Annotated in this window: 25 protein-coding genes; 11 read left to right on the top strand and 14 right to left on the bottom strand. The window is 68.8% G+C overall.

Annotation, left to right across the window (positions count from 1 at the left end):
* Window positions 1-4 precede the first annotated feature (4 nt).
* Window positions 5-751 carry an ABC transporter permease gene (locus tag LGR69_RS00425; RefSeq protein ID WP_268868330.1) on the top strand — a complete coding sequence of 249 codons (747 nt, stop codon included), beginning with the start codon at window positions 5-7 and terminating at the stop codon, window positions 749-751.
* A 390-nt stretch (window positions 752-1,141) separates the two neighbouring features.
* Here the strand turns inward: LGR69_RS00425 and ureG are convergent, their stop codons facing one another.
* The 9 genes from ureG to LGR69_RS00470 form a co-directional block, all read right to left on the bottom strand.
* The gene (ureG, locus tag LGR69_RS00430; protein ID WP_091861928.1) at window positions 1,142-1,759 is read right to left on the bottom strand and encodes an urease accessory protein UreG; all 618 of its coding nucleotides are present in this window, start codon (window positions 1,757-1,759) and stop codon (window positions 1,142-1,144) included.
* A 9-nt stretch (window positions 1,760-1,768) separates the two neighbouring features.
* Window positions 1,769-2,479 carry an urease accessory protein UreF gene (locus LGR69_RS00435; protein WP_230364848.1) on the bottom strand — a complete coding sequence of 237 codons (711 nt, stop codon included), beginning with the start codon at window positions 2,477-2,479 and terminating at the stop codon, window positions 1,769-1,771.
* Window positions 2,445-2,933 carry an urease accessory protein UreE gene (locus LGR69_RS00440; protein WP_230365202.1) on the bottom strand — a complete coding sequence of 163 codons (489 nt, stop codon included), beginning with the start codon at window positions 2,931-2,933 and terminating at the stop codon, window positions 2,445-2,447. The genes LGR69_RS00435 and LGR69_RS00440 overlap by 35 nt, the downstream gene beginning before the upstream one ends.
* 4 nt (window positions 2,934-2,937) lie before the next feature.
* Window positions 2,938-3,423, bottom strand: coding sequence for a DUF29 domain-containing protein (locus LGR69_RS00445; RefSeq protein ID WP_230364849.1), 486 nt, complete (start codon window positions 3,421-3,423; stop codon window positions 2,938-2,940).
* A gap of 33 nt (window positions 3,424-3,456) precedes the next feature.
* Complete coding sequence (gene ureC, locus LGR69_RS00450; protein WP_230364850.1) at window positions 3,457-5,184, bottom strand: urease subunit alpha; 1,728 nt, start codon at window positions 5,182-5,184, stop codon at window positions 3,457-3,459.
* A 5-nt stretch (window positions 5,185-5,189) separates the two neighbouring features.
* Complete coding sequence (locus LGR69_RS00455; protein ID WP_230364851.1) at window positions 5,190-5,606, bottom strand: PIN domain-containing protein; 417 nt, start codon at window positions 5,604-5,606, stop codon at window positions 5,190-5,192.
* On the bottom strand, window positions 5,603-5,899 hold the full coding sequence (locus LGR69_RS00460) for an AbrB/MazE/SpoVT family DNA-binding domain-containing protein (RefSeq protein WP_230364852.1): 297 nt from the start codon (window positions 5,897-5,899) through the stop codon (window positions 5,603-5,605). Before LGR69_RS00460 ends, LGR69_RS00455 begins: the two co-directional genes overlap by 4 nt.
* 91 nt (window positions 5,900-5,990) lie before the next feature.
* Entirely contained in the window at window positions 5,991-6,611 is a 621-nt protein-coding gene (locus LGR69_RS00465) for an urease subunit gamma (RefSeq protein WP_230364853.1), read from the bottom strand.
* A gap of 75 nt (window positions 6,612-6,686) precedes the next feature.
* Complete coding sequence (locus LGR69_RS00470; RefSeq protein WP_230364854.1) at window positions 6,687-7,700, bottom strand: LysR family transcriptional regulator; 1,014 nt, start codon at window positions 7,698-7,700, stop codon at window positions 6,687-6,689.
* Window positions 7,701-7,795: 95 nt separating this feature from the next.
* On the opposite strand from LGR69_RS00470, the gene LGR69_RS31990 reads away from it, so the two are divergent.
* From LGR69_RS31990 to LGR69_RS00485, 3 genes are read left to right on the top strand one after another with little or no spacing between them, the layout of a single operon-like run.
* Complete coding sequence (locus tag LGR69_RS31990) at window positions 7,796-9,040, top strand: GNAT family N-acetyltransferase (protein WP_307354574.1); 1,245 nt, start codon at window positions 7,796-7,798, stop codon at window positions 9,038-9,040.
* Window positions 9,037-9,648: a cysteine hydrolase family protein gene (locus LGR69_RS00480; protein WP_007562167.1), complete on the top strand. Its 612-nt coding sequence runs from the start codon at window positions 9,037-9,039 to the stop codon at window positions 9,646-9,648. The genes LGR69_RS31990 and LGR69_RS00480 overlap by 4 nt, the downstream gene beginning before the upstream one ends.
* Complete coding sequence (locus tag LGR69_RS00485; protein WP_230364855.1) at window positions 9,645-9,863, top strand: hypothetical protein; 219 nt, start codon at window positions 9,645-9,647, stop codon at window positions 9,861-9,863. The genes LGR69_RS00480 and LGR69_RS00485 overlap by 4 nt, the downstream gene beginning before the upstream one ends.
* Before the next feature lie 15 nt (window positions 9,864-9,878).
* Here the strand turns inward: LGR69_RS00485 and LGR69_RS00490 are convergent, their stop codons facing one another.
* Window positions 9,879-10,052: a hypothetical protein gene (locus LGR69_RS00490; protein WP_230364856.1), complete on the bottom strand. Its 174-nt coding sequence runs from the start codon at window positions 10,050-10,052 to the stop codon at window positions 9,879-9,881.
* Between the two features lie 645 nt (window positions 10,053-10,697).
* The gene (locus LGR69_RS00495; protein ID WP_007562173.1) at window positions 10,698-10,919 is read right to left on the bottom strand and encodes a hypothetical protein; all 222 of its coding nucleotides are present in this window, start codon (window positions 10,917-10,919) and stop codon (window positions 10,698-10,700) included.
* Between the two features lie 359 nt (window positions 10,920-11,278).
* On the opposite strand from LGR69_RS00495, the gene LGR69_RS00500 reads away from it, so the two are divergent.
* The 6 genes from LGR69_RS00500 to LGR69_RS00525 all read left to right on the top strand — a co-directional run bounded on the left by LGR69_RS00500 (window position 11,279) and on the right by LGR69_RS00525 (window position 19,988).
* Window positions 11,279-12,478, top strand: a complete 1,200-nt coding sequence (locus LGR69_RS00500; protein ID WP_230364857.1) for an efflux RND transporter periplasmic adaptor subunit — start codon at window positions 11,279-11,281, stop codon at window positions 12,476-12,478.
* A 49-nt stretch (window positions 12,479-12,527) separates the two neighbouring features.
* Window positions 12,528-15,686, top strand: a complete 3,159-nt coding sequence (locus LGR69_RS00505) for an efflux RND transporter permease subunit (protein WP_230364858.1) — start codon at window positions 12,528-12,530, stop codon at window positions 15,684-15,686.
* A 112-nt stretch (window positions 15,687-15,798) separates the two neighbouring features.
* A complete protein-coding gene (locus LGR69_RS00510; protein WP_230364859.1) occupies window positions 15,799-16,944 on the top strand; it encodes a CaiB/BaiF CoA transferase family protein in 1,146 nt (381 codons plus the stop codon).
* 305 nt (window positions 16,945-17,249) lie between these two features.
* Window positions 17,250-17,999 carry a glucose 1-dehydrogenase gene (locus LGR69_RS00515; RefSeq protein WP_230364860.1) on the top strand — a complete coding sequence of 250 codons (750 nt, stop codon included), beginning with the start codon at window positions 17,250-17,252 and terminating at the stop codon, window positions 17,997-17,999.
* A gap of 8 nt (window positions 18,000-18,007) precedes the next feature.
* Window positions 18,008-19,156, top strand: coding sequence for an acyl-CoA dehydrogenase family protein (locus LGR69_RS00520; RefSeq protein ID WP_230364861.1), 1,149 nt, complete (start codon window positions 18,008-18,010; stop codon window positions 19,154-19,156).
* 1 nt (window position 19,157) lies between these two features.
* Complete coding sequence (locus LGR69_RS00525) at window positions 19,158-19,988, top strand: HTD2 family dehydratase (protein WP_230364862.1); 831 nt, start codon at window positions 19,158-19,160, stop codon at window positions 19,986-19,988.
* 294 nt (window positions 19,989-20,282) lie between these two features.
* Here the strand turns inward: LGR69_RS00525 and LGR69_RS00530 are convergent, their stop codons facing one another.
* Window positions 20,283-20,708: an organic hydroperoxide resistance protein gene (locus LGR69_RS00530; protein ID WP_007562189.1), complete on the bottom strand. Its 426-nt coding sequence runs from the start codon at window positions 20,706-20,708 to the stop codon at window positions 20,283-20,285.
* Window positions 20,709-20,795: 87 nt separating this feature from the next.
* Window positions 20,796-22,517, bottom strand: coding sequence for an adenine deaminase (gene ade / locus LGR69_RS00535; protein WP_230364863.1), 1,722 nt, complete (start codon window positions 22,515-22,517; stop codon window positions 20,796-20,798).
* Window positions 22,518-22,663: 146 nt separating this feature from the next.
* On the opposite strand from ade, the gene ilvD reads away from it, so the two are divergent.
* Complete coding sequence (gene ilvD / locus LGR69_RS00540; RefSeq protein WP_230364864.1) at window positions 22,664-24,493, top strand: dihydroxy-acid dehydratase; 1,830 nt, start codon at window positions 22,664-22,666, stop codon at window positions 24,491-24,493.
* A gap of 222 nt (window positions 24,494-24,715) precedes the next feature.
* Here the strand turns inward: ilvD and LGR69_RS00545 are convergent, their stop codons facing one another.
* Window positions 24,716-25,396, bottom strand: coding sequence for a GDSL-type esterase/lipase family protein (locus tag LGR69_RS00545; protein WP_230365204.1), 681 nt, complete (start codon window positions 25,394-25,396; stop codon window positions 24,716-24,718).
* Between the last annotated feature and the right edge of the window lie 5 nt (window positions 25,397-25,401).

Genomic DNA, 25,401 nt, shown 5'->3' on the forward strand with positions numbered 1-25,401 from the left:
CCTGATGCTCGGGCTCGGCTTCCTCTACGCGCCGATCCTGGTGCTGATCGCCTACTCGTTCAACGCCTCGGCACTCGTCACCGTCTGGGGCGGCTTCTCCACCAGATGGTACGGCGCGCTCCTCGCCGACGCGCCGTTGATGGCGGCGGCCTGGGTCTCCCTGCAGGTGGCGCTGCTCGCGAGCACGATCGCCACGATCCTCGGCACGCTCGCGGCGCTCGCCCTGGAGCGCCACGGCCGTTTCCGCGGACGATCACTGTTCACCGGTCTGATCTTCGGGCCGATGGTGATGCCCGAGGTGATGATCGGCCTGTCACTCCTGCTGATGTTCATCGGCATCGGCGTCGACCGGGGCATCGTCACCCTCGTGATCGCGCACGCGACCTTCTGCACCGGCTTCGTCGCCGTGGTCGTGGCGGCGCGTTTGCGCGGGCTCGACCGCGGCCTGGAAGAGGCGGCCGCCGATCTCGGCGCGGGGCCGATGCGGGTCTTCCTGACCATCACGCTGCCGCTGCTGGCGCCCGCCGTGCTGGCCGGGGCGCTCCTGGCCTTCACCCTGTCGCTGGACGACCTCGTCATCGCGAGCTTCGTCTCGGGGCCGGGCTCGACCACCCTGCCGATGCGGCTCTACGGCCAGGTTCGGCTCGGGGTGAATCCGGAGATCAATGCCGCCTCGACGCTGCTCGTGGTTCTGGTCAGCGTCTTCGTGCTGCTGGCCTCGTGGCTCACGGCTCGGCGTTCCCGGGTCTGAGCGCCGTTCATCCGGCCGGCGCCGTGATCCTGCACACGCGACGTGCGCTCGCGCACGCAGTCACGCTTCGGGTGATCATACCCTCGTGACGAACCCGCTGCCCAGCGCAGCGACGTCGTGAGGGAGTCTCGTCATGATTCGTGCTCTGACATTGCTATCCCTGGCCGCTCTCCTCAGCACATCTGCGGCGGAGGCCCGCTCGGCCCGAATCCACGCCAAACCGCAACCCAATCCCGCCATCAAGGCACGCGAATCGGTGCTGAGAGATTTCGACGCCCGGATGAGCCGCCTCGATGCGCTGATGGGCCTATCGCCGAAAGCGTCCCCGCGGTCGCGCTCGGCCGAAGCCGGGCGCTGAGGCCGTTCTGATCGAGGAGCGGACGGTGGGAGTCAGCGGCCGAGGCCCCCGGCTTCCTCGATGAAGCGAGCGACGGCATCGGCGCCGTCGCCGCCCCGGAGGGACGCGAACACGTAGGGCCGTGTGCCGCGCATCCGCTGCGTATCGGCCTCCATGACCGAGAGGTCGGCGCCGACCAAGGGTGCCAGATCGGTCTTGTTGACGATCAGCAGGTCCGACCGCGTGATGCCGGGGCCGCCCTTGCGGGGGATCTTCTCGCCGCCGGCCACGTCGATGACGTAGAGCGTGATATCGGCGAGTTCCGGCGAGAAGGTCGCCGCGAGATTGTCCCCGCCGGATTCGATCAGCACGAGGTCGAGCTTCGGGAAGCGCCGGCTCATCTCGGCCACCGCGGCGAGGTTGATCGAGGCATCCTCGCGGATCGCCGTGTGCGGGCAGCCGCCGGTCTCGACGCCGAGGATGCGCTCCTCCGGCAGGGCACCGGCCACCGTCAGGATCCGGGCGTCCTCCTTCGTGTAGATGTCGTTGGTGATCGCGCAGATCTCGTAGCGGTCACGGAAGCGCTTGCAGAGCTGCTCCATGAGCGCCGTCTTGCCGGAGCCCACGGGGCCGCCGATGCCGACGCGGAGCGGGCCGTTCGAGGAGGTCATGCTTCAGCCTCAGGATCGGAAAATGCGGGAATATTGCGTCTCGTGCCGGAAGGAGCCGAGATCGAGGCGGAAGGTGGCCGACCCGATCGCGTCGAGATCGGCCGCGCCGGCCGCCTCGGCCAGCCGCGTGAGCCGGGGTATCAGGGCGGCGATCACCCGTGTGCCGGCGGCCTGTCCCACGGGCGCCGCCCGCAACGCCGCCGAGACGAGGTTCTGGACGAAGGCGAGGCCGTAGGCGGCGAGCAGGGGCTGCAATGCCATCCCGTGCGCGCCCGCGGCCGCGCCGACCGCCACGGGATATGCGACCGGTCCTGACAGCTGCGCGGCCAAAGCCGTCAGGGCGTCGCAGGGCCAGGCGCCGAGCGTCGCGTCGAGGAAGCTGCGCCCCTGCTGGCTGGTCTCGAGATGCAGTTCGCGCGACGGCGCCAGGGCCAGGGCGAGGTCGTTGATCGCGATGATCCGCGCCGGTTCGGCGGACGACACCGCTCGCTGCGCGTGGGCGGCCAGGATCAGGTCGTTGCGCAGGGCGCCATGCGCGCAGACATCGGCGAGCCAGGCGGCGAGGCTCGCCTCGTCGCGAACGTCCCCGGTTTCGGCCGCCCATTCCAGCCCGTGCGAATAGGCATAGGCGCCCACCGGGTAGCCCGGCGACAGCCATGCCATTAGCCGCAACGCCTCAAGGCTCTCACCCATCGGCGTGGTGGTGATGATGCCCGCCATGCGGGTGATCATGACCGTGACCGCCGGAATAGGCCCCGCCCTCCGGCCGGAACGGGCGCTCCACCGGCTCCGCGGTGCCGCCCAACCCCCGGACCATGTCGGCGAGCACATGGTCGTCGGCGATCCAGACCGCCTCCGCGCCGATCTCGGCCGGGATGTGCCGGTTGCCGATATGCCAGATCAGCCGCTTGAGGGCGTGGTCGCTCGCGGCGCGAATCTCCAGCAGCCGCTCGGGCGCGGCCTCGACCCAGATCAGCCGGCCATCCTCCAGCACCAGGGCGTCGCCGTCGTCCAGCACGGCCGCCTCCGGCAGATCCAGGAGGAAGCCCAAGCCCCCGGCGCCGCGCAGGGCGATGCGGCGGCGATGGCGCTCGCCGGACTCCAGAACGACCCGGTCGACGATCTCGCCGCCGGACAGGTGCTCGCGGCGCAGGATGCGGGTGGCGCGGATCATGACGTCAGGATTGGTCAATGAGATCGGGCTCCTTCGGCAGGAAGCCATCGGACAGCGCGTTTTCCAGTGTGAACGGAGGGTGTTCGGGGAAGAGGGTGAAATCGATCCCCGTCTGCTCCGAGGCTTTGCGGCGGCCGGGCAGGTAACACATTGCGAAGACGTCGCTGGGATAGCGGCGCAGGCTCGGGCTGGCGTCCAGAAGCTCTGCGAGGCCGGCGCGCTGCTCGGCGATCGTTCCTTTCCAGCTGCTGAATCGGAACCCGGGCTGATACTTCCACTTGAGCAGGTGGGTGATCAGAACGGTCAGGCGGTTGCGGATCTCGCGCTTGTCGCTGGCGCCCACGCTCGCCACCTCGTCGATCAGATGGTCCAGGTCGAGCTCGTCGAAACGGCGGGCGCGCAGCAGAGCGGCCTGAGCCTGGGTCCAGAGGAAGAAATCGGTCTCGTAGAGATCGTCCTTCGGGGGTGGTTTCAACGCGGCCTTCGCCATGCCCGGCCTCCTGTCCGTCCGCGCCAGGATAGCTCAGAACAGGAAATAGCGCTGCGCCATCGGCAGCACCTCGGCGGGTTCGCAGACCAGGAGTTCGCCGTCGGCCCGGACGTCGTAGGTCTCGGGATCGACCTCGATCACGGGCGTGGCGTCGTTCAGCACCATGTCCTTCTTCGAGATGCCGCCGCGGACATTCTCCACCGCCACCAGCTGCTTCTGCACCCTGAGCCGCTCCCGCAACCCGTCTTCCACCGCCGCCCGGGACACGAAGGTCAGGGCCGTGGCGTAGGGGACGCGCCCGTAGGCGCCGAACATCGGGCGGTAATGGACCGGCTGCGGCGTCGGGATCGAGGCGTTGGGGTCGCCCATCGGGGCGGCCGCGATGCTGCCGCCCTTCAGCACGAGATCGGGCTTTACCCCGAAGAAGGCCGGCGTCCAGAGCACGAGGTCGGCCAGCTTGCCGGGCTCCACCGAGCCGATATGCTTCGACACGCCGTGCGCGATGGCCGGGTTGATCGTGTACTTGGCGACGTAGCGCCGGGCGCGCAGGTTGTCGGTGCCGGAGGTGTCGCCCGCCAGCGCACCGCGCTGGCGCTTCATCTTGTCGGCGGTCTGCCAGGTGCGGATCACGACCTCGCCGACCCGGCCCATGGCCTGGCTGTCCGACGACATCATCGAGAGCGCGCCGATATCGTGGAGGATGTCCTCGGCCGCGATGGTCTCGCGCCGGATCCGGCTCTCCGCGAAGGCGAGATCCTCGGGGATCGACGGGTCGAGGTGATGGCAGACCATGAGCATGTCGAGATGCTCGTCGATCGTGTTCTTCGTGTAGGGCCGCGTCGGGTTCGTGGAGGACGGGAGGACGTTGGGCAGCCCGGCGACCTTGATGATGTCCGGCGCGTGGCCGCCGCCGGCCCCCTCGGTGTGGAAGGCGTGGATCGTTCGGCCCTTGAAGGCCGCGATCGTGTCCTCGACGAAGCCCGACTCGTTGAGCGTGTCGGTGTGGATCATGACTTGGATGTCGTGGGCATCTGCCACCGACAGGCAGGTGTCGATCGCCGCCGGCGTCGTGCCCCAATCCTCGTGAAGCTTGAGCGCGCAGGCTCCGGCCCGGACCATCTCGATGAGGCTCTCCGGCCGCGAGGCGTTGCCCTTGCCGGCGAATGCCAGGTTCATCGGGAAGCTGTCGGCCGCCTCGATCATCCGGGCGATGTGCCAGGGGCCGGGCGTGCAGGTGGTGGCGAAGGTGCCGTGCGCCGGCCCGGTGCCGCCGCCCAGCATCGTGGTGACGCCCGAGCACAGGGCCTCCTCGATCTGCTGCGGGCAGATGAAGTGGATGTGGCTGTCGAACCCGCCGGCCGTGAGGATCTTGCCCTCGCCGGCGATCACCTCGGTGCCGGGGCCGACCACGATGTCGACACCGGGCTGCACGTCGGGATTGCCGGCCTTGCCGAGCCTGAAGATCCGCCCGCGCACGATGCCGACATCGCATTTCACGATGCCCCAATGGTCGAGCACCACCGCGTTGGTGATCACCGTGTCGACGGCGCCGGCCGCGTTGGTGACCTGGCTCTGGCCCATCCCGTCGCGGATGACCTTGCCGCCGCCGAACTTCACCTCCTCGCCATAGGTGGTGAAGTCGCGCTCGACCGTGATCTCGAGGCACGTATCCGCGAGGCGGATCCGGTCGCCGGTGGTCGGGCCGAACATGTCGGCATAGGCGGCGCGAGGAAGGGCGGCGGGCTTGGGCAAGTTGGCCATGACGGTCAGGGCTCCCGGCGCAATTGGGTAAAAGCGTCCGCGGGTTCGGCTCTCCGGTCGAAGGTCAGCGTGGTCTTGCAGCCGGCCGAACGGTTGATGGCGCGAATCAAGTGATCGGCGAAGTCACCGCGGCCGCCGGCCCAGGCCGACAAGGCTACCTCGGCCGCTTCGCGATGATCGACAAAGACATTCGATGCGTTGAGCAAGCGACGGATCACCGAGACAAGGGCGGGCTTCTTCTGGCGCAAGGGCCGCGCCAGAATCCAGACGGTTTCCGCGAGCACCACCGCGTTGACGAAGAATTGGGCGTCGCGCCGGCTCAGGGCCTCCGTGGCGAGCACAGTCTGCTCCGGCGTGTCGTCCGGCCAAACCGTTTCATCCACGAGCCAGCGCAGCAGGACGTTCGTGTCCAGCCCGATCACGCCTCGTCATCCTCGGGCGCGTCGTCCGTGCGATTCCAGCGGGCACTGCGGCTTGTTGCGATCCAATTCGGAATGCGCGCCCTGTCGACCGGTTCGATCGGATCGCAATCCTGACGGCCGACGATGCCGCGCAATGCGGCCAGCGCGTCGGTCCGCGCCTCGACGAGAAAGCGCCCCTGCGCATCCTGCGTGAAGACCAGCTTGTCGCCTGTCTTCACGCCGAGGGCTTTGCGAAGCGCGGCCGGCACCGTCACCTGACCCTTCGACGTGATCTTGGCTTCCGCCGCTTTCATGTCCGCCTCCTTACTACATCGCTCATGAGTAAGGAGGTGTCCGAAGCGTCCGCAAGCCTGAACCAACGGGGCGCGTCGCTGCGAAACGGGGTCAAAGCTTGCCCATCACGTCACCCCGGAACCCGTACACGGTGCGTCCGCCCGAGAGCGGCACGAGCACGACCTCCCGGGTCGAGCCCGGCTCGAACCGCACCGCCGTGCCGGGCGCGATGTCGAGGCGCCGGCCGCGCGCCTTCTCGCGCTCGAAGACGAGACCCGGATTCACCTCGAAGAAGTGGTAATGAGAGCCGACCTGGATCGGCCGATCGCCCGTATTGGCGACCTCGATCATCGTCCGGTCCGCACCGGCATTGAACACGATCTCGCCGAGAACCGTGGTGACGGTGCCGGGCACGTCCGCGGACGCCGCTCCCCGGATCGGGTGATGCACGGTCACGAGCTTGGTCCCGTCCGGGAACGTCGCCTCCACCTGGATGTCGGGGATCATCTCGGCGATGCCGGGCATCACCTGGTCGGCCGTGAGCACGTTGGCCCCCGCCTGCATCAGCTCGGCGACGCTGCGCCCGTCGCGGGCTCCCTCGACCACGAAATCGGTGATCAGCGCGATCGCCTCGGGATGGTTGAGCTTGACCCCGCGCGCCAGCCGGTTGCGCGCCACCTGCGCCGCCATGGCAATCAGCAGCTTGTCCTTCTCGCGGGGCGTCAGCAGCACGGGATACCTCGTCGTCGCGGCGACGGGAGCAAGGATCATGCTCGGCGTGGGGTCAAGACGGATCCGTGGTGCCCTCTACCGTTCCATCCCGGCGAACCCCGCGAACATCTCCGGCACCGTCGAGCCCTTCAGCTTGGCTGGAAGGTCGCGGGGATGGATGAAGTCGTCCCGGAACCAGGGATATCGTCCGGGATCGAAGCTGGCGCGGATCCAGTCGATCGACCGCCGGACTCGCTCGATCCGCTCAGCATCGGGGTGATAGGTCAGCCAGATGTCGAGCCCGACCTGGACGAGGCCGTCGATTGGGACGACGCGGGCGCCGATCGCGCTCGCGTAGGTCGGGAGCCAGCCGATACCGGCGCCGTTGGCCACCGCCCAGTAATGGGCGCTGCTGACGTTGGTCTTGAGCGTCACATAGCCGGATTGCGGGAGCCCGGGCGTGTGGCGGGCATATTCGGCCATGCTGACCGTCTGACTGGAGACTTGGAGGACCAGCCGATGACGGATCGCGTCTTCGACGCCGCCAGGCATCCCGTAGATGTCGAGATAGCTGCGTGCTGCGAAGGCCATCACATGCAGCCGCCCGAGCTTCACCAGTTTGAGATCCGGATTGACCGGCCGCACGAGCTGGACCGCCACATCGGCTTCCAGGCGGGCGACATCCGCCGGGTCCATGGTGCAGCGTAAGTCCACGACGAGGCGCGGATTCGAGCGTTGGAACTCGACGAGCCGCGGGGCCAGCCAGAACGTCCCGAGACCTTCGGTGACCGCGATGCGCACCTCGCCGTCCGGTGTCGCCGAAGCCGCGTCCCGCGCGCGCAGGACCGAGTAGGCCGCACTCTCCATCGTTCGTGTCGCCGACAGGATCTTCTCGCCTTCCGCAGTCAGGCGGATTCCGTCGGTGTGGCGGGTCAGCAGCGTCACGCCGAGTTGAGCCTCGAGGTCCTCGATGCGGCGACGAAGCGTGTTGATCGACAGGCCGACCGCGGCGGCGGCGGCGCGAAAGCTGCCCCGCCGCTCGAGCTCCAGGAACAGCCGCAGATCCTGCCAATCGGGCATGCCGGCAGCGACAACGGAGTCGTGTTCCATCTGTGGACCTCCCATACTTCAATTTTTGCACAGACGCGGGAAGTTCACCATGCGAAGCCGGTGCTCGTTACCAATCACCCGCGAAAGCTGACGCGATGACCGTCCACGTTTCGCCGCCCGATTACGCGCGGCATCCTCATGCGGCCGCATCAGAGGCACGCCACGACATCATCGATTTGAGGGCTGCCCGCCTCGCCCGCCATCTCGTGCTGTTTACCCCGACGCCGGCCGACCTCGAACGTCTGTTGGAGGAGACACGGAGCGTTCTGCCCGGTCTGGCCGACCTCGCCGTGGTGCGTCGGGTGATGACCATCAATCCCGATACTGTCTTCGCGATTGCCAAACGCGGGGATTACGACGCGCAATCCCCGCGCGGCGAGGGCCTTACGGCAGTCCTACCTTTGAACGACGCCGGGATGACGGCCCTCCTTTCGGGCGAGTTCGACCCGACGAATCCGGCGTCCCATTTCATCGCCCGGCAGCATGAGCGCCCGGCCGGAATCTATCTGTGGGTGATCCACGCCCGTCGCCGGCTCGCAGCCGCCGTCGCCCTGATGTTGCAGCGGATCTCGACGCCGCTGTGCCGCGACGTCGACCTTTATGCGCGCGCGGCGACGCCGGAGGGGGCCGATTATCTGGAAGGGATCGGCTTCACCAAAGGTGCCGCGTGGCGGGGGCTGCGCGCGCCGAGCCTGCATATGTTCGTCCGGTCCGAGGCGGCTGAACGCCTGCCCCCCTACGACAGCCATCGCCCCGGGCTCACCGGCGTCAGCGTCGCCGTGGCGCGCAGCTTCGAGGATCTCTCCCGCGTCATCGCCTTGCGGGCCGCGGTGTACATGGCCGAGCAGGCCTGCCCGTACGAAGAGGAGTTCGACGGCAACGATCTCTCGGCCACCCACCTGATCGGCTATGTCGGCGACGAGCCGGCGGGGTGCCTGCGGATCCGCTTCTTCGCCGATTTCGCCAAGATCGAGCGGCTGGCGGTGCGGGCCGAGTACCGCAACACCCGCTTGGCCTTCGCGCTGGTCCGGGCCGGGATCGAGCTGGCCCGGGTCAAGGGCTATCGCCGCCTCTACGGGCACGCGCAGAAGCGCCTCGTCGGGTTCTGGAGCCGGTTCGGGTTCCGGGTGTTCGAGGGTGCGCAGGAACTCGTGTTCTCGGATTTCGACTATGTCGAGATGCTGATGGAGGCGGAGCCGCATCCGGAGGCGATCGGCATCGGCGTCGACCCCTACGTGATCATCCGACCCGAGGGCCGATGGCACAAGGCCGGCGCCCTGGACCGGTCGCGCGGTCGCGCCGTCACCCGGCCCTCCGTCGATCAGCAGGCGGCGCGATGACCCGGCACGTGAACCCGGCGCTCTACCGCCGGCCGAGCAGCGTCCCGGTTCTGGTGCTGGTCGACATGCAGCAGGAATACGAGATCGTCGGACGGCCTCTGGCCCTCGCGGGCATTGCGCCCGCCCTCGCCAAGTGCCGGCTCGCCCTGGATCACGCCCGGGAGAGCGGCATTCCGGTGGCCTATGTGCGCTGGATCGGGGCGCCGCTGTTCCAGCCCGGAACGCGCTTCGCGCGCTGGATCGAGGGATTCGAGCCACATGGCTGCGACATGATCTTCGATCGGGACCGGCCGTCCTGCTACGCCAGCCCCGCCTTCGCGGACGCAATGGAGCGCGGCGGCGCGCAATTGGTCATCGCGGGCTTTGCCGGCGAGGCCGCCTGCCTCGCCACCGCAATCGACGGCTTCCACCGGGGGCAGGAGGTGACGTTCCTGTCCGACGCCTCCGCCAGCCACGATCTCGAAGGCATCGCGGCCGACGACATCCATCGCTCGGTGAGCGCGGTCATGCGCGTCTTCGCGGATGTCATGGACACGCAATCCTGGATCACGGCGTCCGCGCCGTTCAAGCCCATGCCCGTTCCGTCGAGACCCGCGGCACGCCAATGACCAATCCCGGCCCGCACGAACGTCAGACGCACCGGAGCACCCGCGTCGATGACACGATCGACCGCAGGCTCGGCCAGCACGCCGTCGGGTTGCTTCAGGCGGCCCGGGATAGCGGCGATCCGAACCTGATCGCCCAGGCCGAGGCCATGGCGATGGCGGTCGGATTTGCACTGGCGTCCCGTCTCCCGGCCTTCGACCTGACCGGGAAGCCCTGAACCCGTCGCGGGCTGTCAGGCCGTCTCGTCGTCCCCGGCGATGAGGCGCATGGCCCGCAGGCGGGCCGTGCGCTCGTCACGCGCCCGGAGATCGGCCTGGATGGCGGCCCAGAGCGTTGCCGCCTCCGTGCTGTCCGGAAACGCGGCCGCTGTGTCGGTTTCGGTATGGGTCTGATCGAAGGCGTCCATGTCGTGCCGTCCCGCGCCTTGAGCTGCGGTCCGGTATCAGCACATCCGTTCGGCAGTCCAGCCTCAAATACAGGCATGTCCTGTACAACCGGCCGGCTTCGTCACGCCGGATCAGATCTTCGCTGCGTGATGCGGCCGACCGATGCTTGTGCCCGAGCCGTACGATGCGCTGACCGCGAGCCGAAGTCTGATCACCGTGGCGATTGCAGAAGGCAATGCGGTGCACAGAGGCCGTCTCTCGAAGCGTCGGACTGGAGCGCGGCAGAATACCTATGGCCGTGCTTGCCGCCGCCCCCGGCTTTGGCCGCACAGTTCCGGGTGGGGTGGTCCGATGCCGGGATGACATTGCCAGGGGCGGATCGCAGTGCGTTCAACCGGCAAAAGCCGGTCTGAAAGATAATACGCAGTCATATCGACTCACATTCCCAGATGATCGAGTGTCGCGCGAGCCTATTTATGTCGCCGACATTGGAATATTCCCGGTTGGGCAAGGCGCTTGTCCAGCGTTGCCAGCGGATCGTTTGCCCTTAAGCGGTCACCGCTCTCAACGGCCATGTCACGAACTGCAGAAACATAGCGGACACGGAGACGTGGCACCTGTCCGAACGGCTCGGCGGCGCATTCGCGCGGGGGGCCGGGCCGCCCTCAAACCTTCGTCAGCGTGGCGATGATGGATTCGACGACGTCGATCTGGTGTTGCACCGCGACCAGCCGCGGTCCCGCGGCGGCGCCATCGCCGAGCACGAAGGTGCCCTTCTGCCGGCGCGTGTCGCGCAGCTTCCGCACCGACGCCACGATCGTCTGCCGCTCTTCGAGAAGGGCCGCTCGCAGCTCGTTTAAGCCGTCCAGTTCCACAGTCTCGGCCATGCGGGGTCCCGGTGTTCTGGTTTCGCCTCGCCGCGCTTCGCCACGCGCCGTCACACCGGCTTGTGGCCCATGTGCGAAGCCTTTGCCACGGGCACGATCGGCAGCCGGCGGGACCGTTTGCCGAGCGCTAGCGGCGTTCACCGGAGGCGCTGCCTTGATGTTGCCGCGTCGATTGTATGCTAGGGAATGCAATATCCGTCGACGGGGCTCCGCGATGCGCCCGGGTGGAAGCGCGCGGAGCGCTTCGCGCCCTGATGGCGCAAGGGCCAGTTAGGCATGCCGGGCGAGGATGACAGCCAGCGCGACGCGGCTCGATCGGACGAGACGGGCGCGTTCCACGGCGGAGGGGGCCGCGGTCGATGAAGGGTGAGCAGAAGCCGCGGCGGTCCCGCGGGTTGGTGACGACGATCGTGGTCCTCGCCCTGCTGGGCGGCGGCGCCTACGGTTACGTGCGCACGACCCAGCGGCCGGCGGCCAAGGCGAAGGTGGCCACGGCGGCGCCCGTGCCGGTGACCCTCGGGACCGTCGATCAGGGCCCGTTCGCCTTGCTGCTGAACGGGCTCGGCACGGTCCAGGCCTACAACACGGTCCAGGTGCGGACCCGCGTCGACGGCGAGATCCAGCAGGTCGCGTTCCGCGAGGGGCAGAACGTCCGCAAGGGCGACGTCCTGGTCCAGATCGATCCGCGCCCCTACCAGGCGACCCTGGACCAGGCGAAGGCCAAGAAGGACCAGGACACCGCCAACCTCAACAACGCCAAGGCGGATCTGGTGCGCTACACCGGTCTCGGCGCCTACGCGTCCCGCCAGCAGACCGAGACGCAGACGGCGCTGGTCGCCCAGCTGACCGCGCAGGTCGCCTCCGACCAAGCCTCCATCGACAACGCCACGACCCAGCTCGGCTACGCCACCGTCCGGGCGCCGATCGACGGCGTCACCGGCTTCCGGCAGGTCGATATCGGCAACATCGTCACCGCGGCCGGCCAGTCGCCGATCGTGACCATCACGCAGGTGGAGCCGATCTTCGTGGTGTTCACCGCGCCGGAGGACCAGCTGCCCGCGATCGGCGGGGCCCTGCGGACCGGCGACGTGCCGGTCTCGGCCTGGACCACGGACGGGCTGACCAAGCTGGCCGACGGCAAGCTCGCCCTGTTCAACAACCAGGTCGATACCGCCACCGGCACGATCCGCCTGAAGGCGGTGTTCCAGAACCAGAACCACGCCTTGTGGCCCGGCCTGTCGGTCTCGACCAAGATGCGGGTCGGCACGGTCGCGGCGGCCACGACGGTGCCGGACGACGCCGTCCAGCACGGTCCGGACGGCTTGTTCGCCTTCGTGATCGACGAGTCCGGCCACGCGCATCAGCGGGCCCTGAAGGCCGGGCGCTCCGATTCCGGGCGGACGCAGGTGCTCGCGGGCGATCTCAAGCCGGGCGATCGGGTGATCACCGCCGGGCAGTACAAGGTCCAGGACGGCAGCCTCGTGGCCGACCCGCACGCCGCCCATACGGCGCAGGCCGAGACGGCGGCCCCGGGCCGGTCGGCCAGGGCCGAGCCGTGATGGACATGCGCGTCGCCGGAGCGGCCGCGATGCCGTGTGAGGGGCTGCAATGAAGGCTGGCATCTCGGCGCCCTTCATCCGTTTCCCGGTGGCGACCACGCTGATCATGGTCGGCATCCTGTTCCTCGGGATGGTGGCCTATCCGCTGCTCGGCGTCGCGCCGCTGCCGCAGGTGGATTTCCCGACGATCCAGGTCACCGCGCAATTGCCCGGCGCCAGCCCGGAGACCATGGCCTCCTCCGTGGCCCAACCCCTGGAGCGGCAATTCTCACAGATCCCGGGCGTCGCCCAGATGACCTCGACCAGCTCGCTGGGGATCTCGACGGTCACGGTCCAGTTCGACCTCAACCGCAACATCGACGGCGCGGCCAGCGACATCCAGGCGGCGATCAATGCCGCGAGCGGCCAGCTGCCGAAGAACCTGCCGAGCCCGCCGACCTACCGCAAGGTGAACCCAGCCGATTCGCCGATCCTCCTGCTCTCGGCCACCTCCGACAGCATGCCGCTGATCGAGGTCGACGACGCGGTGGACGTGCAGCTCGCCCAGCGCATCAGCCAGATCTCGGGCGTCGCGCAGGTGTTCATCGGCGGCCAGCAGAAGCCCGCGGTGCGGATCCAGGTCGACCCGGCCAAGCTGGTGGCCAAGGGCCTGTCGCTCGAGGATATCCGCGCGCCGCTGTCGCTCACCACGGTGAACAACCCGAAGGGCAGCATCGACGGGACGAGCCACAGCTACACGATCTACGCCAACGACCAGCTCACCACGGCGCAGAACTGGAACGACGTGATCGTCGCCTATCGCGACGGCGCCCCCTTGCGGGTGCGCGACATCGGCACCGCAATCGCCGGCCCGGAGGACACCAAGCAGGCGGGCTGGACCAACGGCCAGCGCGGCGTGTTCCTGGTGATCTTCAAGCAGCCCGGCGCCAACGTCATCGACACGGTGGACAGCATCAAGGCGCAGCTGCCGCGCCTGACCGCGACCCTGCCGGCCGGCATCAAGATCGGCATCCTCAGCGACCGCACCCAGACGATCCGCGCCTCCGTGGAGGACGTGCAGTTCACCCTGCTGATCACCATCGTCCTGGTGGTCGCGGTGATCTTCGTCTTCCTGCGGAGCTTCTGGGCGACCGTGATCCCGAGCGTGACCGTGCCGCTCGCTTTGCTCGGCGCCTGCGCGCTGATGTGGCTCGCCGGCTATACCCTCGACAACCTGTCCCTGATGGCGCTGACCATCTCGGTGGGCTTCGTGGTCGACGACGCCATCGTCGTGCTGGAGAATATCAGCCGCTACGTCGAGGAGGGGATGCGGCCCATGGAGGCCGCGTTCAAGGGCGCGGGCGAGATCGGCTTCACCATCGTGTCGATCTCGGTGTCGCTGATCGCCGTGCTGATCCCGCTGCTGCTGATGGGCGGCATCATCGGCCGCCTGTTCCGGGAATTCGCCGTCGTCCTGTCGATGACCATCGCGGTCTCGGCCTTCGTGGCGCTGACGCTCACGCCGATGATGGCGGCGCGCCTGCTCAAGCCCCACGGCACCGGCCATCACGGCCGCCTGTACCGGGCGAGCGAGGCGGTGTTCGACGGGCTGCTGTCCTCCTACGCCAAGGGCCTCGACCTCGCCCTGCGCTTCCGCTTCATCACGCTGCTGACCTTCTTCGCGACGCTCGCGCTGACGATCCACCTGTTCATCGTCATCCCGAAGGGCTTCTTCCCGCAGCAGGACACCGGCTTCATGATCGGCGTCACCGAGGCGGGGCAGGACATCTCGTTCTCGGCGATGAAGACCCTTCAGGAGAAGGTCGGTGCCATCGTCCAGGCCGATCCGGACGTGGCCACGGTGGGCATGTCGCTCGGCGGCAACGGCCAGGCGCTGAATTCCGGGCGCATGTACATCACCCTCAAGCCCCGCGAGGAGCGCGAGGCCGACGCATTCCAGATCATCGGCCGCCTGCGCCCGAAGCTGGAGCGGGTCGAGGGGATCCGCACCTACATCCAGGCGACGCAGGATGTGCGCACCGGTGGCCGGACGTCCCGGACGCAGTTCGAATACACCCTGCAGGATCCGGATCTCGCCGAGCTGAACGCTTGGGCGCCGCGCATCCTCGACACAATGAAGACCCTGCCGGAGCTGCGCGACGTCGCCACCGACCAGCAGAACCGCGGCACCACCTTGACGCTCGCGATCGACCGCGACGCCGCCTCCCGCTACGGCATCACGCCCCAGCTCATCGACGACACGCTGTATGACGCCTTCGGCCAGCGGCAGATCGCCCAGTACTTCACGCAGCTCAACAGCTACCACGTGATCCTCGAGGTGCTCCCGGCCCTGCAGGGTTCTGTCGAGAGCCTGGACAAGATCTACATCAAGGCCCCGATCGGCGGCGGGCAGGTGCCGCTCGCGGCCTTCGCGCGCTGGACCACCGACCCGGTGGCGGCGCTGGCGGTCAACCACCAGGGCCAGTTCCCGGCGGTGACGATCAGCTTCAACCTCGGCCCCAACGTCGCGCTGGGCCAGGCCACCGAGGCGATCGGCCGGGCGATGAAGGAGCTCGCGGTGCCGCCCACGGTGGTCACCGGCTTCCAGGGCACCGCGCAGGCGTTCCAGCAATCGCTCTCGACCGTGCCGCTGCTGATCCTGGCCGCGCTGTTCGTGGTCTACCTGATCCTCGGCATCCTCTACGAGAGCTTCATCCACCCGATCACGATCCTCTCGACCCTGCCCTCGGCCGGCGTCGGCGCCCTGGCGGTGCTGATGTGGGCGGGGTTCGATTTCAGCCTGATCGCGCTGATCGGCATCATCCTGCTGATCGGCATCGTGAAGAAGAACGGCATCATGCTGATCGACTTCGCCATCGTGGCCGAGCGTGAGGAGGGGCTCGACCCGGAGGCGGCGATCCGCAAGGCGGCCCTGCTCCGGTTCCGCCCGATCCTGATGACCACCATGGCGGCTCTGCTCGGCGGCATCCCGCTGATGCTCGCCACCGGCACCGGCTCCGAGATCCGCCAGCCGCTGGGCTACGCCATGGTCGGCGGGCTGGCGGTGAGCCAGATGCTGACCCTGTTCACGACGCCGGTGATCTACGTCTACCTCGACCGGCTGGCGCACCGCTTCTCCTTCCGGGACAAGCCGGAGGCGGTGGACGCGCTGCTGGCCGAGCCGGATCCGGAAGCCCACGGACAGCAGACCTTGCGGGCCGCCGAGTAGGGGCTGTTCGACGCCGGATGTCAGCCGTACCCGCTTGGCGCGGCGCCCGGCCGACCCAGTTTCCCCGCTCCGGTCCCGCCCAGCGGGGCGTTCGGGATGCTGAGGAACCGGGATGCGCGTGAACCGGCCGTTGCAGGGGCTGACCGTTCTCGCCCTGGAGCAGGCGGTCGCCGCGCCCTACTGCACCTCGCGGCTGGCCGATGCCGGCGCCCGGGTGATCAAGATCGAGCGGCCGGAGGGGGACTTCGCCCGCGGCTACGATTCCGCCGTCAACGGGCTGGCGAGCTACTTCGTCTGGCTGAACCGCGGCAAGGAGAGCCTGGTCGCCGACATCAAGGACCCGGACGATGCCCGCCTGCTGCACGCCATCCTCGAAGAGGCCGACGTGTTCGTGCAGAACCTCGCCCCGGGCGCGGCCGCCCGCGCCGGCTTCGGCTCGGCGGAGCTGCGGGCGCGCCACCCGCGCCTGATCACGGTCGATATCTCGGGCTACGGCGCAGGCAACGCCTACAGCGACATGAAGGCCTACGATCTGCTGGTGCAGGCCGAGAGCGGCATGGCCGGCATCACCGGACACCCGGCCGGCCCGGGCCGCGTCGGCGTCTCGGTCTGCGACATCGCCTGCGGGATGAACGCCCATGCGGCTGTGCTGGAGGCGCTGATCGCCCGCTCCATCTCCGGCGAAGGCTGCGCCCTGGAGGTCAGCCTGTTCAGCGGCGCGGCTGACTGGATGAACGTGCCGCTGCTCTACTTCGAGGGGACCGGCCGGGAGCCGAAGCGGGTTGGCCTGGCCCATCCGTCGATCTCGCCCTACGGCGCCTATCCGACGGCCGACGGCAGCCTCGTGCTGATCTCGATCCAGAACGAGCGCGAATGGGCGCGCTTCTGCGATTCGGTCCTGGGCGAGCCGGATCTCGCCCGGGCGGATAATTTCGCGTCGAACAACGATCGGGTGGCCAACCGCGCCGCCGTGGATTTGCGGGTCGGCGCCGCCCTGGTGCGGCTGAGCCGCGACGAGGCCGCCACCCGCCTCAAGGCCGCCGGCACCGCCTACGGCTTCGTCAATACGCTCGCCGACCTCGCCACCCATCCGGCCCTGGTCCGCGCCGAGGTCGAGACCTCGGCGGGGACCGCCCACATCGTCGCGCCGCCGGTCCTGATCGACGGCGAGGTTCGCGCGCTCGGCCGGGTGCCGGATATCGGCGAGCACAGCGCTCGGGTCCGCCGGGAGTTCGGGGCTCGGGAGTGGGGGCAATAGCGTCCCGAAGATGTTTCCCCGTCTCAGCTTCGGCGTTCTGCCGCCGTCCAAACACCCGCCTTGTCATCACGGGGCCGCGCAGCGGACCCCGGGATCGATAAAAACCGACAGCTTATGGTTCTGCACAGGCGGCGGCTCTGGATTCCGGGTTCGCCGGGGCCGCCCCGAAATGACACCGTGCCTTATAGGCCTGACGTTGCGATGCCGACTGATCGATCTATCTGTCGTGGATGGTCTTACCGATCATATCGACTGATCTTGTCTGGCGTTGTTCATCAATTGAAACAAAAATTCGGGAGGAAGCCATGAGACTCGACGGAAAGATCGCGCTCGTGACAGGCGCCGGGAGCGGGTTCGGCGCGGGTATCGCCGAGCGGTTCGCCGCCGAGGGGGCGCGGGTCGCCTGCGTGGATATCGACCGGGCGGCGGCCGAGCGGGTTGCTGCGGGCATCGGCGCGAACGCCATCGCGATCGCCGCAGATGTCGGATCGGCCGCCGATGTCGAGGCCAGCGTCGCCGAGACCCGGGAGCGGTTCGGCATCCCGCACATCCTGGTCAACAATGCCGGCACCACGCACCGCAACAAGCCGCTGCTGGAGGTGACCGAGGGCGAGTTCGACCGGGTGTTCCGGGTGAACGTGAAGTCGATCTTCCACTACGTCCGGACGATCGCCCCGCTGATGCGCGACCAGGGCGGGGGCGTGATCCTCAACGTCAGCTCGACGGCGGCGCTCCGGCCGCGCCCGGGGCTGACCTGGTACAACGCCTCCAAGGGGGCGGCGAGCCTCGCCTCGAAGTCGCTGGCCCTCGAGCTGGCGCACTGGAAGATCCGGGTGAACGCGCTCTGCCCGGTGATGGGCGCGACCGCCCTGCTCGAGCATTTCATGGGCGTGCCCGACACCCCGGAGAACCGCGAAAGGTTCATCGCGACGATCCCCCTCGGGCGGATGTCGCGGGCCGAGGACATCGCCGCCGCGGCGCTGTTCCTGGCCTCCGACGAGGCCGAATTCATCACCGGCGTCGACCTGCCGGTCGATGGCGGCCGCACCGCCTGAGGCGCGCGATGGAAGCCTATACCGAGATCCGCGAGGCGGTTGCCAAGCTTTGCGCCGGGTTCCCCGGCCCGTACTGGCGCGCGCTCGACCGGGAGATGGCCTACCCGACCGAGTTCGTGAACGCGCTGACCGAAAGCGGCTACCTTTCGGTCCTGATCCCGGAGGAATATGGCGGCTCCGGCCTGCCGCTCTCGGCCGCCGCCGCGATCCTGGAGGAGGTCCAGCGGGCGGGCTGCAACGGCGGGGCCTGCCACGCGCAGATGTACACGATGGGCACGCTGCTCCGGCACGGCTCGGAGGCCCAGAAGGCGGCCTACTTGCCGGCCATCGCCGAGGGCCGCCTGCGCCTCCAGGCCTTCGGGGTGACAGAGCCGACCTCCGGCACCGATACCGGCAGCCTGAAGACCACCGCCCGGCGCGAGGGCGACCAGTACGTCGTCAACGGCCAGAAGATCTGGACCAGTCGCGCCGAGCATTCGGACCTGATGCTGCTCCTGGCCCGCACGACGCCCAGAGCCGAGGGCATGAAGCGCACCGACGGCCTGTCGGTGCTGCTCGTGGACATGCGGGAGGCGATCGGTAACGGCCTGACCATCCGGCCGATCCGCACCATGATGAACCACGCCACCACCGAGGTGTTCTTCGACAACCTCCGCGTCCCAGCCGAGAACCTGATCGGCGAGGAGGGCAGGGGCTTTCGCTACATCCTGTCCGGTATGAATGCCGAGCGGATTCTGATTGCCGCGGAATGCGTCGGCGACGCCAAATGGTTCATCGACAAGGCGAGGGCCTACGCGTCGGACCGCTCAGTGTTTGGCCGGCCGATCGGCGCCAACCAGGGCGTGCAATTCCCGATCGCCAAAGCCTACGCCAACATGCGCGCCGCCGAGCTGATGGTCCGGGAGGCCCTGACCCTCTACGAATCTGGCGCCAATCCGGGCGCGGAGGCCAACATGGCCAAGATGCTCGCCGCCGACGCCTCGTTCGAGGCGGCCAATGCCTGCATCCAGACCCATGGCGGGTTCGGCTTCGCCGAGGAATACGACATCGAGCGCAAGTTCCGCGAGACGCGGCTCTATCAGGTCGCGCCGATCTCCACGAACCTGATCCTCGCCTACCTGTCCGAGCACGTCCTCGGCCTGCCGCGGTCGTACTAACATGACCGCGCTCACCGACTGGATCGGCCGAAGCCGCGAGGCCTCGGACCTCGTCACGCCGCGGCTGCTGGCCGAGTTCCGCGCGACCTTCGCGCCGCATCTCGCGCCGAGCCCCGGGGGCACCGCGCCGCCGGCTCTGCACTGGTGCCTCGCCCCGGAGACGCCACCGGCCGACGCGCTGGGGCCGGACGGCCACGCCGCCAAGGGCGGGTTCCTGCCGCCGGTGCCGCTGCCGCGACGGATGTGGGCCGGCGGTCAGGTCGAGACCCTGTCGGAGTTGCGCGAGGGCGACCTCGTCACCCGCACCGAGACCGTGCGCGACGTGGCCTTCAAGGAGGGGCGCAGCGGCCGGCTCTGCTTCGTCACCGTCGAGCACGCGGTCGCCACGGCGCGCGGGCCGGCGATCCGGGAACGGCAGGACATCGTCTACCGGGAGGCCGCCGGGGCGCAGAGCGGCGCGGGGTCAGTGGCCGAGCGCGACGACGCGGCCGGCTACGAGCAGGTCTGGGCCGTGCCGGCGACGCCGACGCTGCTGTTCCGCTACTCGGCCATGACCTTCAACGGCCACCGTTTTCACTACGACCAGCCCTACGCGACCCAGGTGGAGGGCTACGCCGACCTCGTGGTCCACGGCCCGATCCAGGCGACGCTGCTGATGAACCTCGCCGCGACCCTGCAGGGGCAGGTGCCGCGGCGCTTCACGTATCGCGGCGTCTCGCCGATGACCGCGAACCAGATCTTCCGGGTCTGCGGGCGGCGGACAGGGGAGGGGTTCGAGGGCGTGACCCTGGATGAAGCCGGCCATGTCTGCATGCGGGCGCAGGCGACTTGAGAGCTTTTTTAAGACCGTCCACTTTTGGGGTCGAATCGCGTCGTCACCGCGAGCGTCGCGAAGCGACCCAGTGCAGCGCGCGATCTCGGACGGTAGCGCCTTCCTCGGTTGCTTCGCTGCGCTCGCAATGACGGGAAGGGCGCTGCCGACCCATAGATAACCCACCCGCGACCTCATCCTGAGGTGTCGCCGCCTGGTGGCGCCCTCGAAGGAGGGCTCCTTCGAGGCGCGCGTTTCGCGCGCGCACCTCAGGATGAGCGGGAGGGTTGGAGAAGGGCCGAAAGACGGCCCGGCTCAGGCGAGCTTCAGGCCGACATCGACGTTGCCGCGGGTGGCGTTCGAGTACGGGCAGACCTGGTGGGCGGCGTCCACGAGCTTCTGCGCGTCGGCGCGGTCGAGGCCGGGAAGGCTGATCGTCAGGTCGGCGGTGATGCCGAAGCCACCCTCGGAGCGCGGGCCGATGCCGACATCGGCGGTGACGCTGGTGTCGGCCGGAACCTTGAGCTGCAGGGAGGGGGCGACCGCCTTCATGGCGCCGAGGAAGCAGGCCGAGTAGCCGGAGGCGAAGAGCTGCTCCGGGTTCGCGCCCGGGCCGCCGGCGCCGCCGAGCTCCTTCGGGGTCGCGAGCTTCACCTCGAAGCTGCCGTCAGCGGTCTTGGCAGCGCCATCGCGGCCACCGGTGGCCGTCGCACTGGTGCGGTACTTCACGTCTACGGACATGGCGATCTCCGGTTACAAAAAGAGAGTCGGCATCTAGGGCCGGCGCACCCAACGCATAGTCCCGATGTAGATTGTGCGCAATCTATTTCACGGGTCGATCAGCGCGAAACGGTCGACATCCACAAGGCCCTTGTCGGTGATCTTCAGGTGCGGGATCACCGGCAGCGGCAGGAACGCCACCTGCAGGAACGGCTCGGGCAGGACCACGCCGAGGCCGCGCGCCGACGCCCGCAGGGTCACGAGCGCGGCGCGGATCGAATCGAACGGCAGCAGGCTCATCAGCCCGGCGACCGGCAGGGCGATCTCGGCGAGCACCCGGCCGCCCTCGACCACGACGAAGCCGCCCTCGATCTCGCCCAGCCGGTTCACCGCCACGGCCATGTCGGCATCGTCGGCGCCGACCACGGTGACGTTATGGCTGTCATGCCCGACCGAGGAGGCGATCGCTCCGCGCTTGAGGCCGAACCCCTTCACGAAGGCGACGCCGATGCCGCGCTCGCCCGGCGGGGTCTTCCCGTGGCGCTCGACCACCGCGACCTTGATGACATCCTGGTCGAGGTCGATCCGGCGCTCGCCGTTCGTATAGGGCAGCGACAGGTCGTGCCTCAGGGTGATGATCTTGCCCGGCATCACACCGATCACCGGCGTCGACGGCCCGGAGCCGGCGGCCGCGAAATCGGCCGCCGTCACCCGGCGCGCCCGCAGGCTCCCCCGGCCGATCGGCTGGATGGCCGGCCGATTCGCGAACAACGCTTCCTCCACGAGCCGCCCGGCGCTGAACACCTGCGCGACGCGACACTCCAAAAAATCGTCGAGCACGACGAGGTCGGCGCGCTGGCCCGGCGCCACGAGCCCGCGATCGTGCAGCCCGACCGCCCGGGCCGCCGACCACGACGCCGTCCGGTAGGCCGCAAGCGGCGGCGCGCCCAGCGCGATCGCCGTGCGGATGACGTAGTCGAGATGCCCCTCCTCTGCGATGTCGAGGGGGTTCCGGTCGTCGGTGCAGAAGGCCAGGAACGGCGCCGTGCGCTCGGTCAGGATCGGCGCCAGGGCGTGCAGGTCCTTGGAGACCGAGCCCTCGCGGATCAGCACGGTCATGCCCTTCGAGAGCTTCTCCATCGCCTCTTCGGGCGTGGTCGCCTCGTGCTCGGTGCGGATACCGGCCGCGATGTAGCCGTTGAGCGCGGTGCCGCGCAGCAGCGGCGCGTGGCCGTCGATCAGGCGGCCCTGGAACGCCGCGAGTTTTTCCAGGGCACCCGGGTCCCCGGCGAGCACGCCCGGAAAGTTCATGAATTCGGCGAGCCCGATCACCTTCGGATGGTCGGCGAAGGGCAGCAGGTCCGCTGCGCCGATCCGCGCGCCCGAGGTCTCGAGGTGGTCGGTGGCCGGCACGCAGGAGGAGAGCTGGACCCGCAAATCCATCGCCAGGGTCTCGGACGAGGCCAGGAACCACCGGAAGGCGTCGGTGCCGAGCACGTTGGCCATCTCGTGCGGGTCGCACAGACCGGTGGTGACGCCGTGGGGCAGGACGCAGCGCTCGAATTCCTGCGGCGGCATCAGCGAGGATTCGACGTGGAAGTGGGCGTCGATGAAGCCTGGCACCACGACCTTGCCGGAGACGTCCACCTCACGCCGGCCGCGATAGCCGCCGAAGGTCCCGACGATCCGGTCGCCGCAGATGGCGATGTCGGACGCGACGAGGTCGCCGGTGACGAGGTCGAGGAAGCGGCCGCCCTTGAGGACGAGATCCGCCTCGGTCCGGCCCTGGCCCTGGTCGATGGCCCGCCGCAGGAAATCCACTCGGTTCATCCTACGATTCGCCTCTCTCGCGTCCCGGTATCCGCCGGGAGCATGACACGGTCGCACCCGCTTGCGCGACGCTTGCAGCGGCGGCGCGGCGGGCGCAGAAGCCCCTACCTTTGAAAGATTCGCTTCTGAACCGATTGAACCGCGCGATGCCTGCCTATCGTTCCCGCACCACGACCCATGGCCGCAACATGGCCGGCGCCCGCGGCCTCTGGCGCGCCACCGGCATGAAGGACGGCGATTTCGGCAAGCCGATCATCGCCGTGGTCAACTCGTTCACCCAGTTCGTGCCCGGCCATGTCCACCTGAAGGATCTCGGCCAGCTGGTGGCCCGGGAGATCGAGAAGGCCGGAGGCGTCGCCAAGGAGTTCAACACCATCGCGGTCGATGACGGCATCGCGATGGGCCATGACGGCATGCTCTACTCGCTGCCGTCCCGGGAGCTGATCGCCGATTCCGTCGAGTACATGGTCAACGCGCACTGCGCCGATGCGATGGTGTGCATCTCGAATTGCGACAAGATCACCCCCGGCATGCTGATGGCCTGCCTGCGGCTGAACATCCCGACGGTGTTCGTCTCGGGCGGCCCGATGGAGGCCGGCAAGGTCCAGCTGCCCGGCATCGCTAAGAAGGTCGACCTGGTCGACGCGATGATCGCGGCCGCCGACGACCGGATCTCGGACGCCGATGTCGAGGTGATCGAGCGCTCGGCCTGCCCGACCTGCGGCTCCTGCTCGGGCATGTTCACCGCGAACTCGATGAACTGCCTGACCGAAGCCCTCGGGCTCGCCCTGCCGGGCAACGGCTCGGTGCTGGCGACCCATGCCGACCGCAAGCGCCTGTTCGTCGAGGCCGGCCACCTGATCGTGGACCTCGCCCGCCGCCATTACGAGCAGGACGATGCGAGCGTGCTGCCCCGCGCGGTGGCGAGCTTCACGGCCTTCGAGAACGCCATGACCCTCGACATCGCCATGGGCGGCTCGACCAACACGGTGCTGCACCTGCTGGCCGCCGCCCACGAGGGCGAGGTGGCGTTCACCATGGCCGATATCGACCGGCTGTCCCGGCGGGTGCCGGTCCTGTGCAAGGTCGCTCCGGCGGTGGCCAACGTCCACATGGAGGATGTCCATCGGGCCGGCGGGATCATGGCCATCCTGGGCGAGCTCGACCGGGCCGGACTGATCGACACCGAGACCGGCAATGTCTCGGCCGGGACCCTCGGCGCGGCGCTCGCCCGCTGGGACGTCCGCGGCGAACCGGCCGCCTCGGTCCAAAACTTCTACCGCGCCGCGCCTGGCGGCGTGCCGACCCAGGTGGCGTTCAGCCAGGAATCCCGCTTCGACGAACTCGATCTCGACCGGGAGGGCGGTGTGATCCGCGACGCCGCCCACGCCTATTCGCAGGATGGCGGCCTCGCGGTGCTGTACGGCAACCTTGCCGAGCAGGGCTGCATCGTGAAGACCGCGGGCGTCGACGCCTCGATCCTCACCTTCGAGGGGCGCGCCCGGGTGTTCGAGAGCCAGGACGCGGCGGTGGACGGCATCCTCAACGGCAAGGTCACGGCCGGCGAGGTCGTGCTGATCCGCTACGAGGGCCCGCGCGGTGGCCCCGGCATGCAGGAGATGCTCTATCCGACGAGCTACCTGAAATCGAAGGGCCTCGGCAAAGCCTGCGCGCTGGTCACCGACGGGCGCTTCTCGGGCGGCTCCTCCGGCCTGTCGATCGGCCACGTTTCTCCCGAAGCCGCGGAGGGCGGGCTGATCGGCCTCGTGCGCGACGGCGACACCATCGCCATCGACATCCCGGCCCGCAGCATCCGCCTCGACGTCGAGCCCGCCGAACTGGAGCAGCGGCGCGCCGAGCAGGATGCCGCCGGCTGGCAACCGGCGAGCCCGCGCAAGCGCAAGGTCAGCACGGCGCTGCGCGCCTACGCGATGCTGACCACCAGCGCGGCCCACGGGGCGGTGCGGCGGGTGTGATTGTTTGCCTGGCCGGACAATCCTGAAGGCAGCGGCCTTCGCTTAAAAAGCACTGTCATTCCGGGGCGCCGCAGGCGAGCCCGGAATCCAGAGCCGCGATCGGTGCAGGACTTGAGCCGTCGGCCGTTATGGATCCCGGGCTCCGCTTCGCGGCCCTGGAATGACGGGTTCGAAGCTTGAGCGGTGCTGCACTTTGCAGATGCGCGATCGGACCCGTTCTAGTCAGCGCAGCGCCAGCATGAGGGCCACGCCGGCGATTACGATGGCCGCCACGGTCGCCAGCATCGCAAGGCGTAGGCCTTTCAATCGCAGCAGCCTCCCACCGCCGGACGCCCGAGCCAAATCCACCGCCGGCGCCCGCCCCAGAGCCGACAGCATCAGCGGCTCGATCGCCTGGTAGCCGGCCGGGCTGAGATGCAGGCCGTCGGTGGTGTAGGCCCGGCGTAGCGCCCCGGATTCGTCGGCCAGCACCGCGTGATAGTCGATGAAGGTCGCGCCGTGCTCGTGGGCGTGGTCCCGCAGCCACGCGTTCACGGCGGCGATCATGGCCGGGGCATCCGGGACCTCCGGGTTCCAGGGGATCCGGGCGGCCGGCATGATCGACCCGACCCAGGCTTTCACGCCCATCGCTTGGGCCTCGTCGAGCATGCCGGCCAGCGTCCGTGCGATCTCGTCGGCGGGGACGAAGAAGCCCTCGTTGCGACCGATATCGTTGACCCCGCACAGGAGATGGACACCCTGCGCGCCGGTCTCCTCGAGGTCGCGGCGGAACCGCATGGTGATCCAGCGCGCCGTCTGGCCGGACCCGCCCCGCGGGATCAGGCCGTGGGCCGCGAAGGTCGCGGCGCGGTGGAAGCCCCAGGCCTCGGTGATCGAGTCCCCGATGAACACGATCGGCGTCACCAAGG

The sequence above is a fragment of the Methylobacterium brachiatum genome (genome assembly GCF_020523825.1).
GTDB lineage: Bacteria > Pseudomonadota > Alphaproteobacteria > Rhizobiales > Beijerinckiaceae > Methylobacterium > Methylobacterium brachiatum.

Excerpts from the sequence above, each read along its gene's own strand:
- LGR69_RS00425 (WP_268868330.1), top strand. The coding sequence starts at position 5 with ATGCTCGGGCTCGGCTTCCTCTACGCGCCGATCCTGGTGCTGATCGCC.
- ureG (WP_091861928.1), bottom strand. The coding sequence starts at position 1,759 with ATGACCTCCTCGAACGGCCCGCTCCGCGTCGGCATCGGCGGCCCCGTG.
- LGR69_RS00435 (WP_230364848.1), bottom strand. The coding sequence starts at position 2,479 with ATGGCGGGCATCATCACCACCACGCCGATGGGTGAGAGCCTTGAGGCG.
- LGR69_RS00440 (WP_230365202.1), bottom strand. The coding sequence starts at position 2,933 with ATGATCCGCGCCACCCGCATCCTGCGCCGCGAGCACCTGTCCGGCGGC.
- LGR69_RS00445 (WP_230364849.1), bottom strand. The coding sequence starts at position 3,423 with ATGGCGAAGGCCGCGTTGAAACCACCCCCGAAGGACGATCTCTACGAG.
- ureC (WP_230364850.1), bottom strand. The coding sequence starts at position 5,184 with ATGGCCAACTTGCCCAAGCCCGCCGCCCTTCCTCGCGCCGCCTATGCC.
- LGR69_RS00460 (WP_230364852.1), bottom strand. The coding sequence starts at position 5,899 with ATGAAAGCGGCGGAAGCCAAGATCACGTCGAAGGGTCAGGTGACGGTG.
- LGR69_RS00470 (WP_230364854.1), bottom strand. The coding sequence starts at position 7,700 with ATGGAACACGACTCCGTTGTCGCTGCCGGCATGCCCGATTGGCAGGAT.
- LGR69_RS31990 (WP_307354574.1), top strand. The coding sequence starts at position 7,796 with ATGACCGTCCACGTTTCGCCGCCCGATTACGCGCGGCATCCTCATGCG.
- LGR69_RS00480 (WP_007562167.1), top strand. The coding sequence starts at position 9,037 with ATGACCCGGCACGTGAACCCGGCGCTCTACCGCCGGCCGAGCAGCGTC.
- LGR69_RS00485 (WP_230364855.1), top strand. The coding sequence starts at position 9,645 with ATGACCAATCCCGGCCCGCACGAACGTCAGACGCACCGGAGCACCCGC.
- LGR69_RS00490 (WP_230364856.1), bottom strand. The coding sequence starts at position 10,052 with ATGGACGCCTTCGATCAGACCCATACCGAAACCGACACAGCGGCCGCG.
- LGR69_RS00495 (WP_007562173.1), bottom strand. The coding sequence starts at position 10,919 with ATGGCCGAGACTGTGGAACTGGACGGCTTAAACGAGCTGCGAGCGGCC.
- LGR69_RS00500 (WP_230364857.1), top strand. The coding sequence starts at position 11,279 with ATGAAGGGTGAGCAGAAGCCGCGGCGGTCCCGCGGGTTGGTGACGACG.
- LGR69_RS00505 (WP_230364858.1), top strand. The coding sequence starts at position 12,528 with ATGAAGGCTGGCATCTCGGCGCCCTTCATCCGTTTCCCGGTGGCGACC.
- LGR69_RS00510 (WP_230364859.1), top strand. The coding sequence starts at position 15,799 with ATGCGCGTGAACCGGCCGTTGCAGGGGCTGACCGTTCTCGCCCTGGAG.
- LGR69_RS00515 (WP_230364860.1), top strand. The coding sequence starts at position 17,250 with ATGAGACTCGACGGAAAGATCGCGCTCGTGACAGGCGCCGGGAGCGGG.
- LGR69_RS00520 (WP_230364861.1), top strand. The coding sequence starts at position 18,008 with ATGGAAGCCTATACCGAGATCCGCGAGGCGGTTGCCAAGCTTTGCGCC.
- LGR69_RS00525 (WP_230364862.1), top strand. The coding sequence starts at position 19,158 with ATGACCGCGCTCACCGACTGGATCGGCCGAAGCCGCGAGGCCTCGGAC.
- LGR69_RS00530 (WP_007562189.1), bottom strand. The coding sequence starts at position 20,708 with ATGTCCGTAGACGTGAAGTACCGCACCAGTGCGACGGCCACCGGTGGC.
- ade (WP_230364863.1), bottom strand. The coding sequence starts at position 22,517 with ATGAACCGAGTGGATTTCCTGCGGCGGGCCATCGACCAGGGCCAGGGC.
- ilvD (WP_230364864.1), top strand. The coding sequence starts at position 22,664 with ATGCCTGCCTATCGTTCCCGCACCACGACCCATGGCCGCAACATGGCC.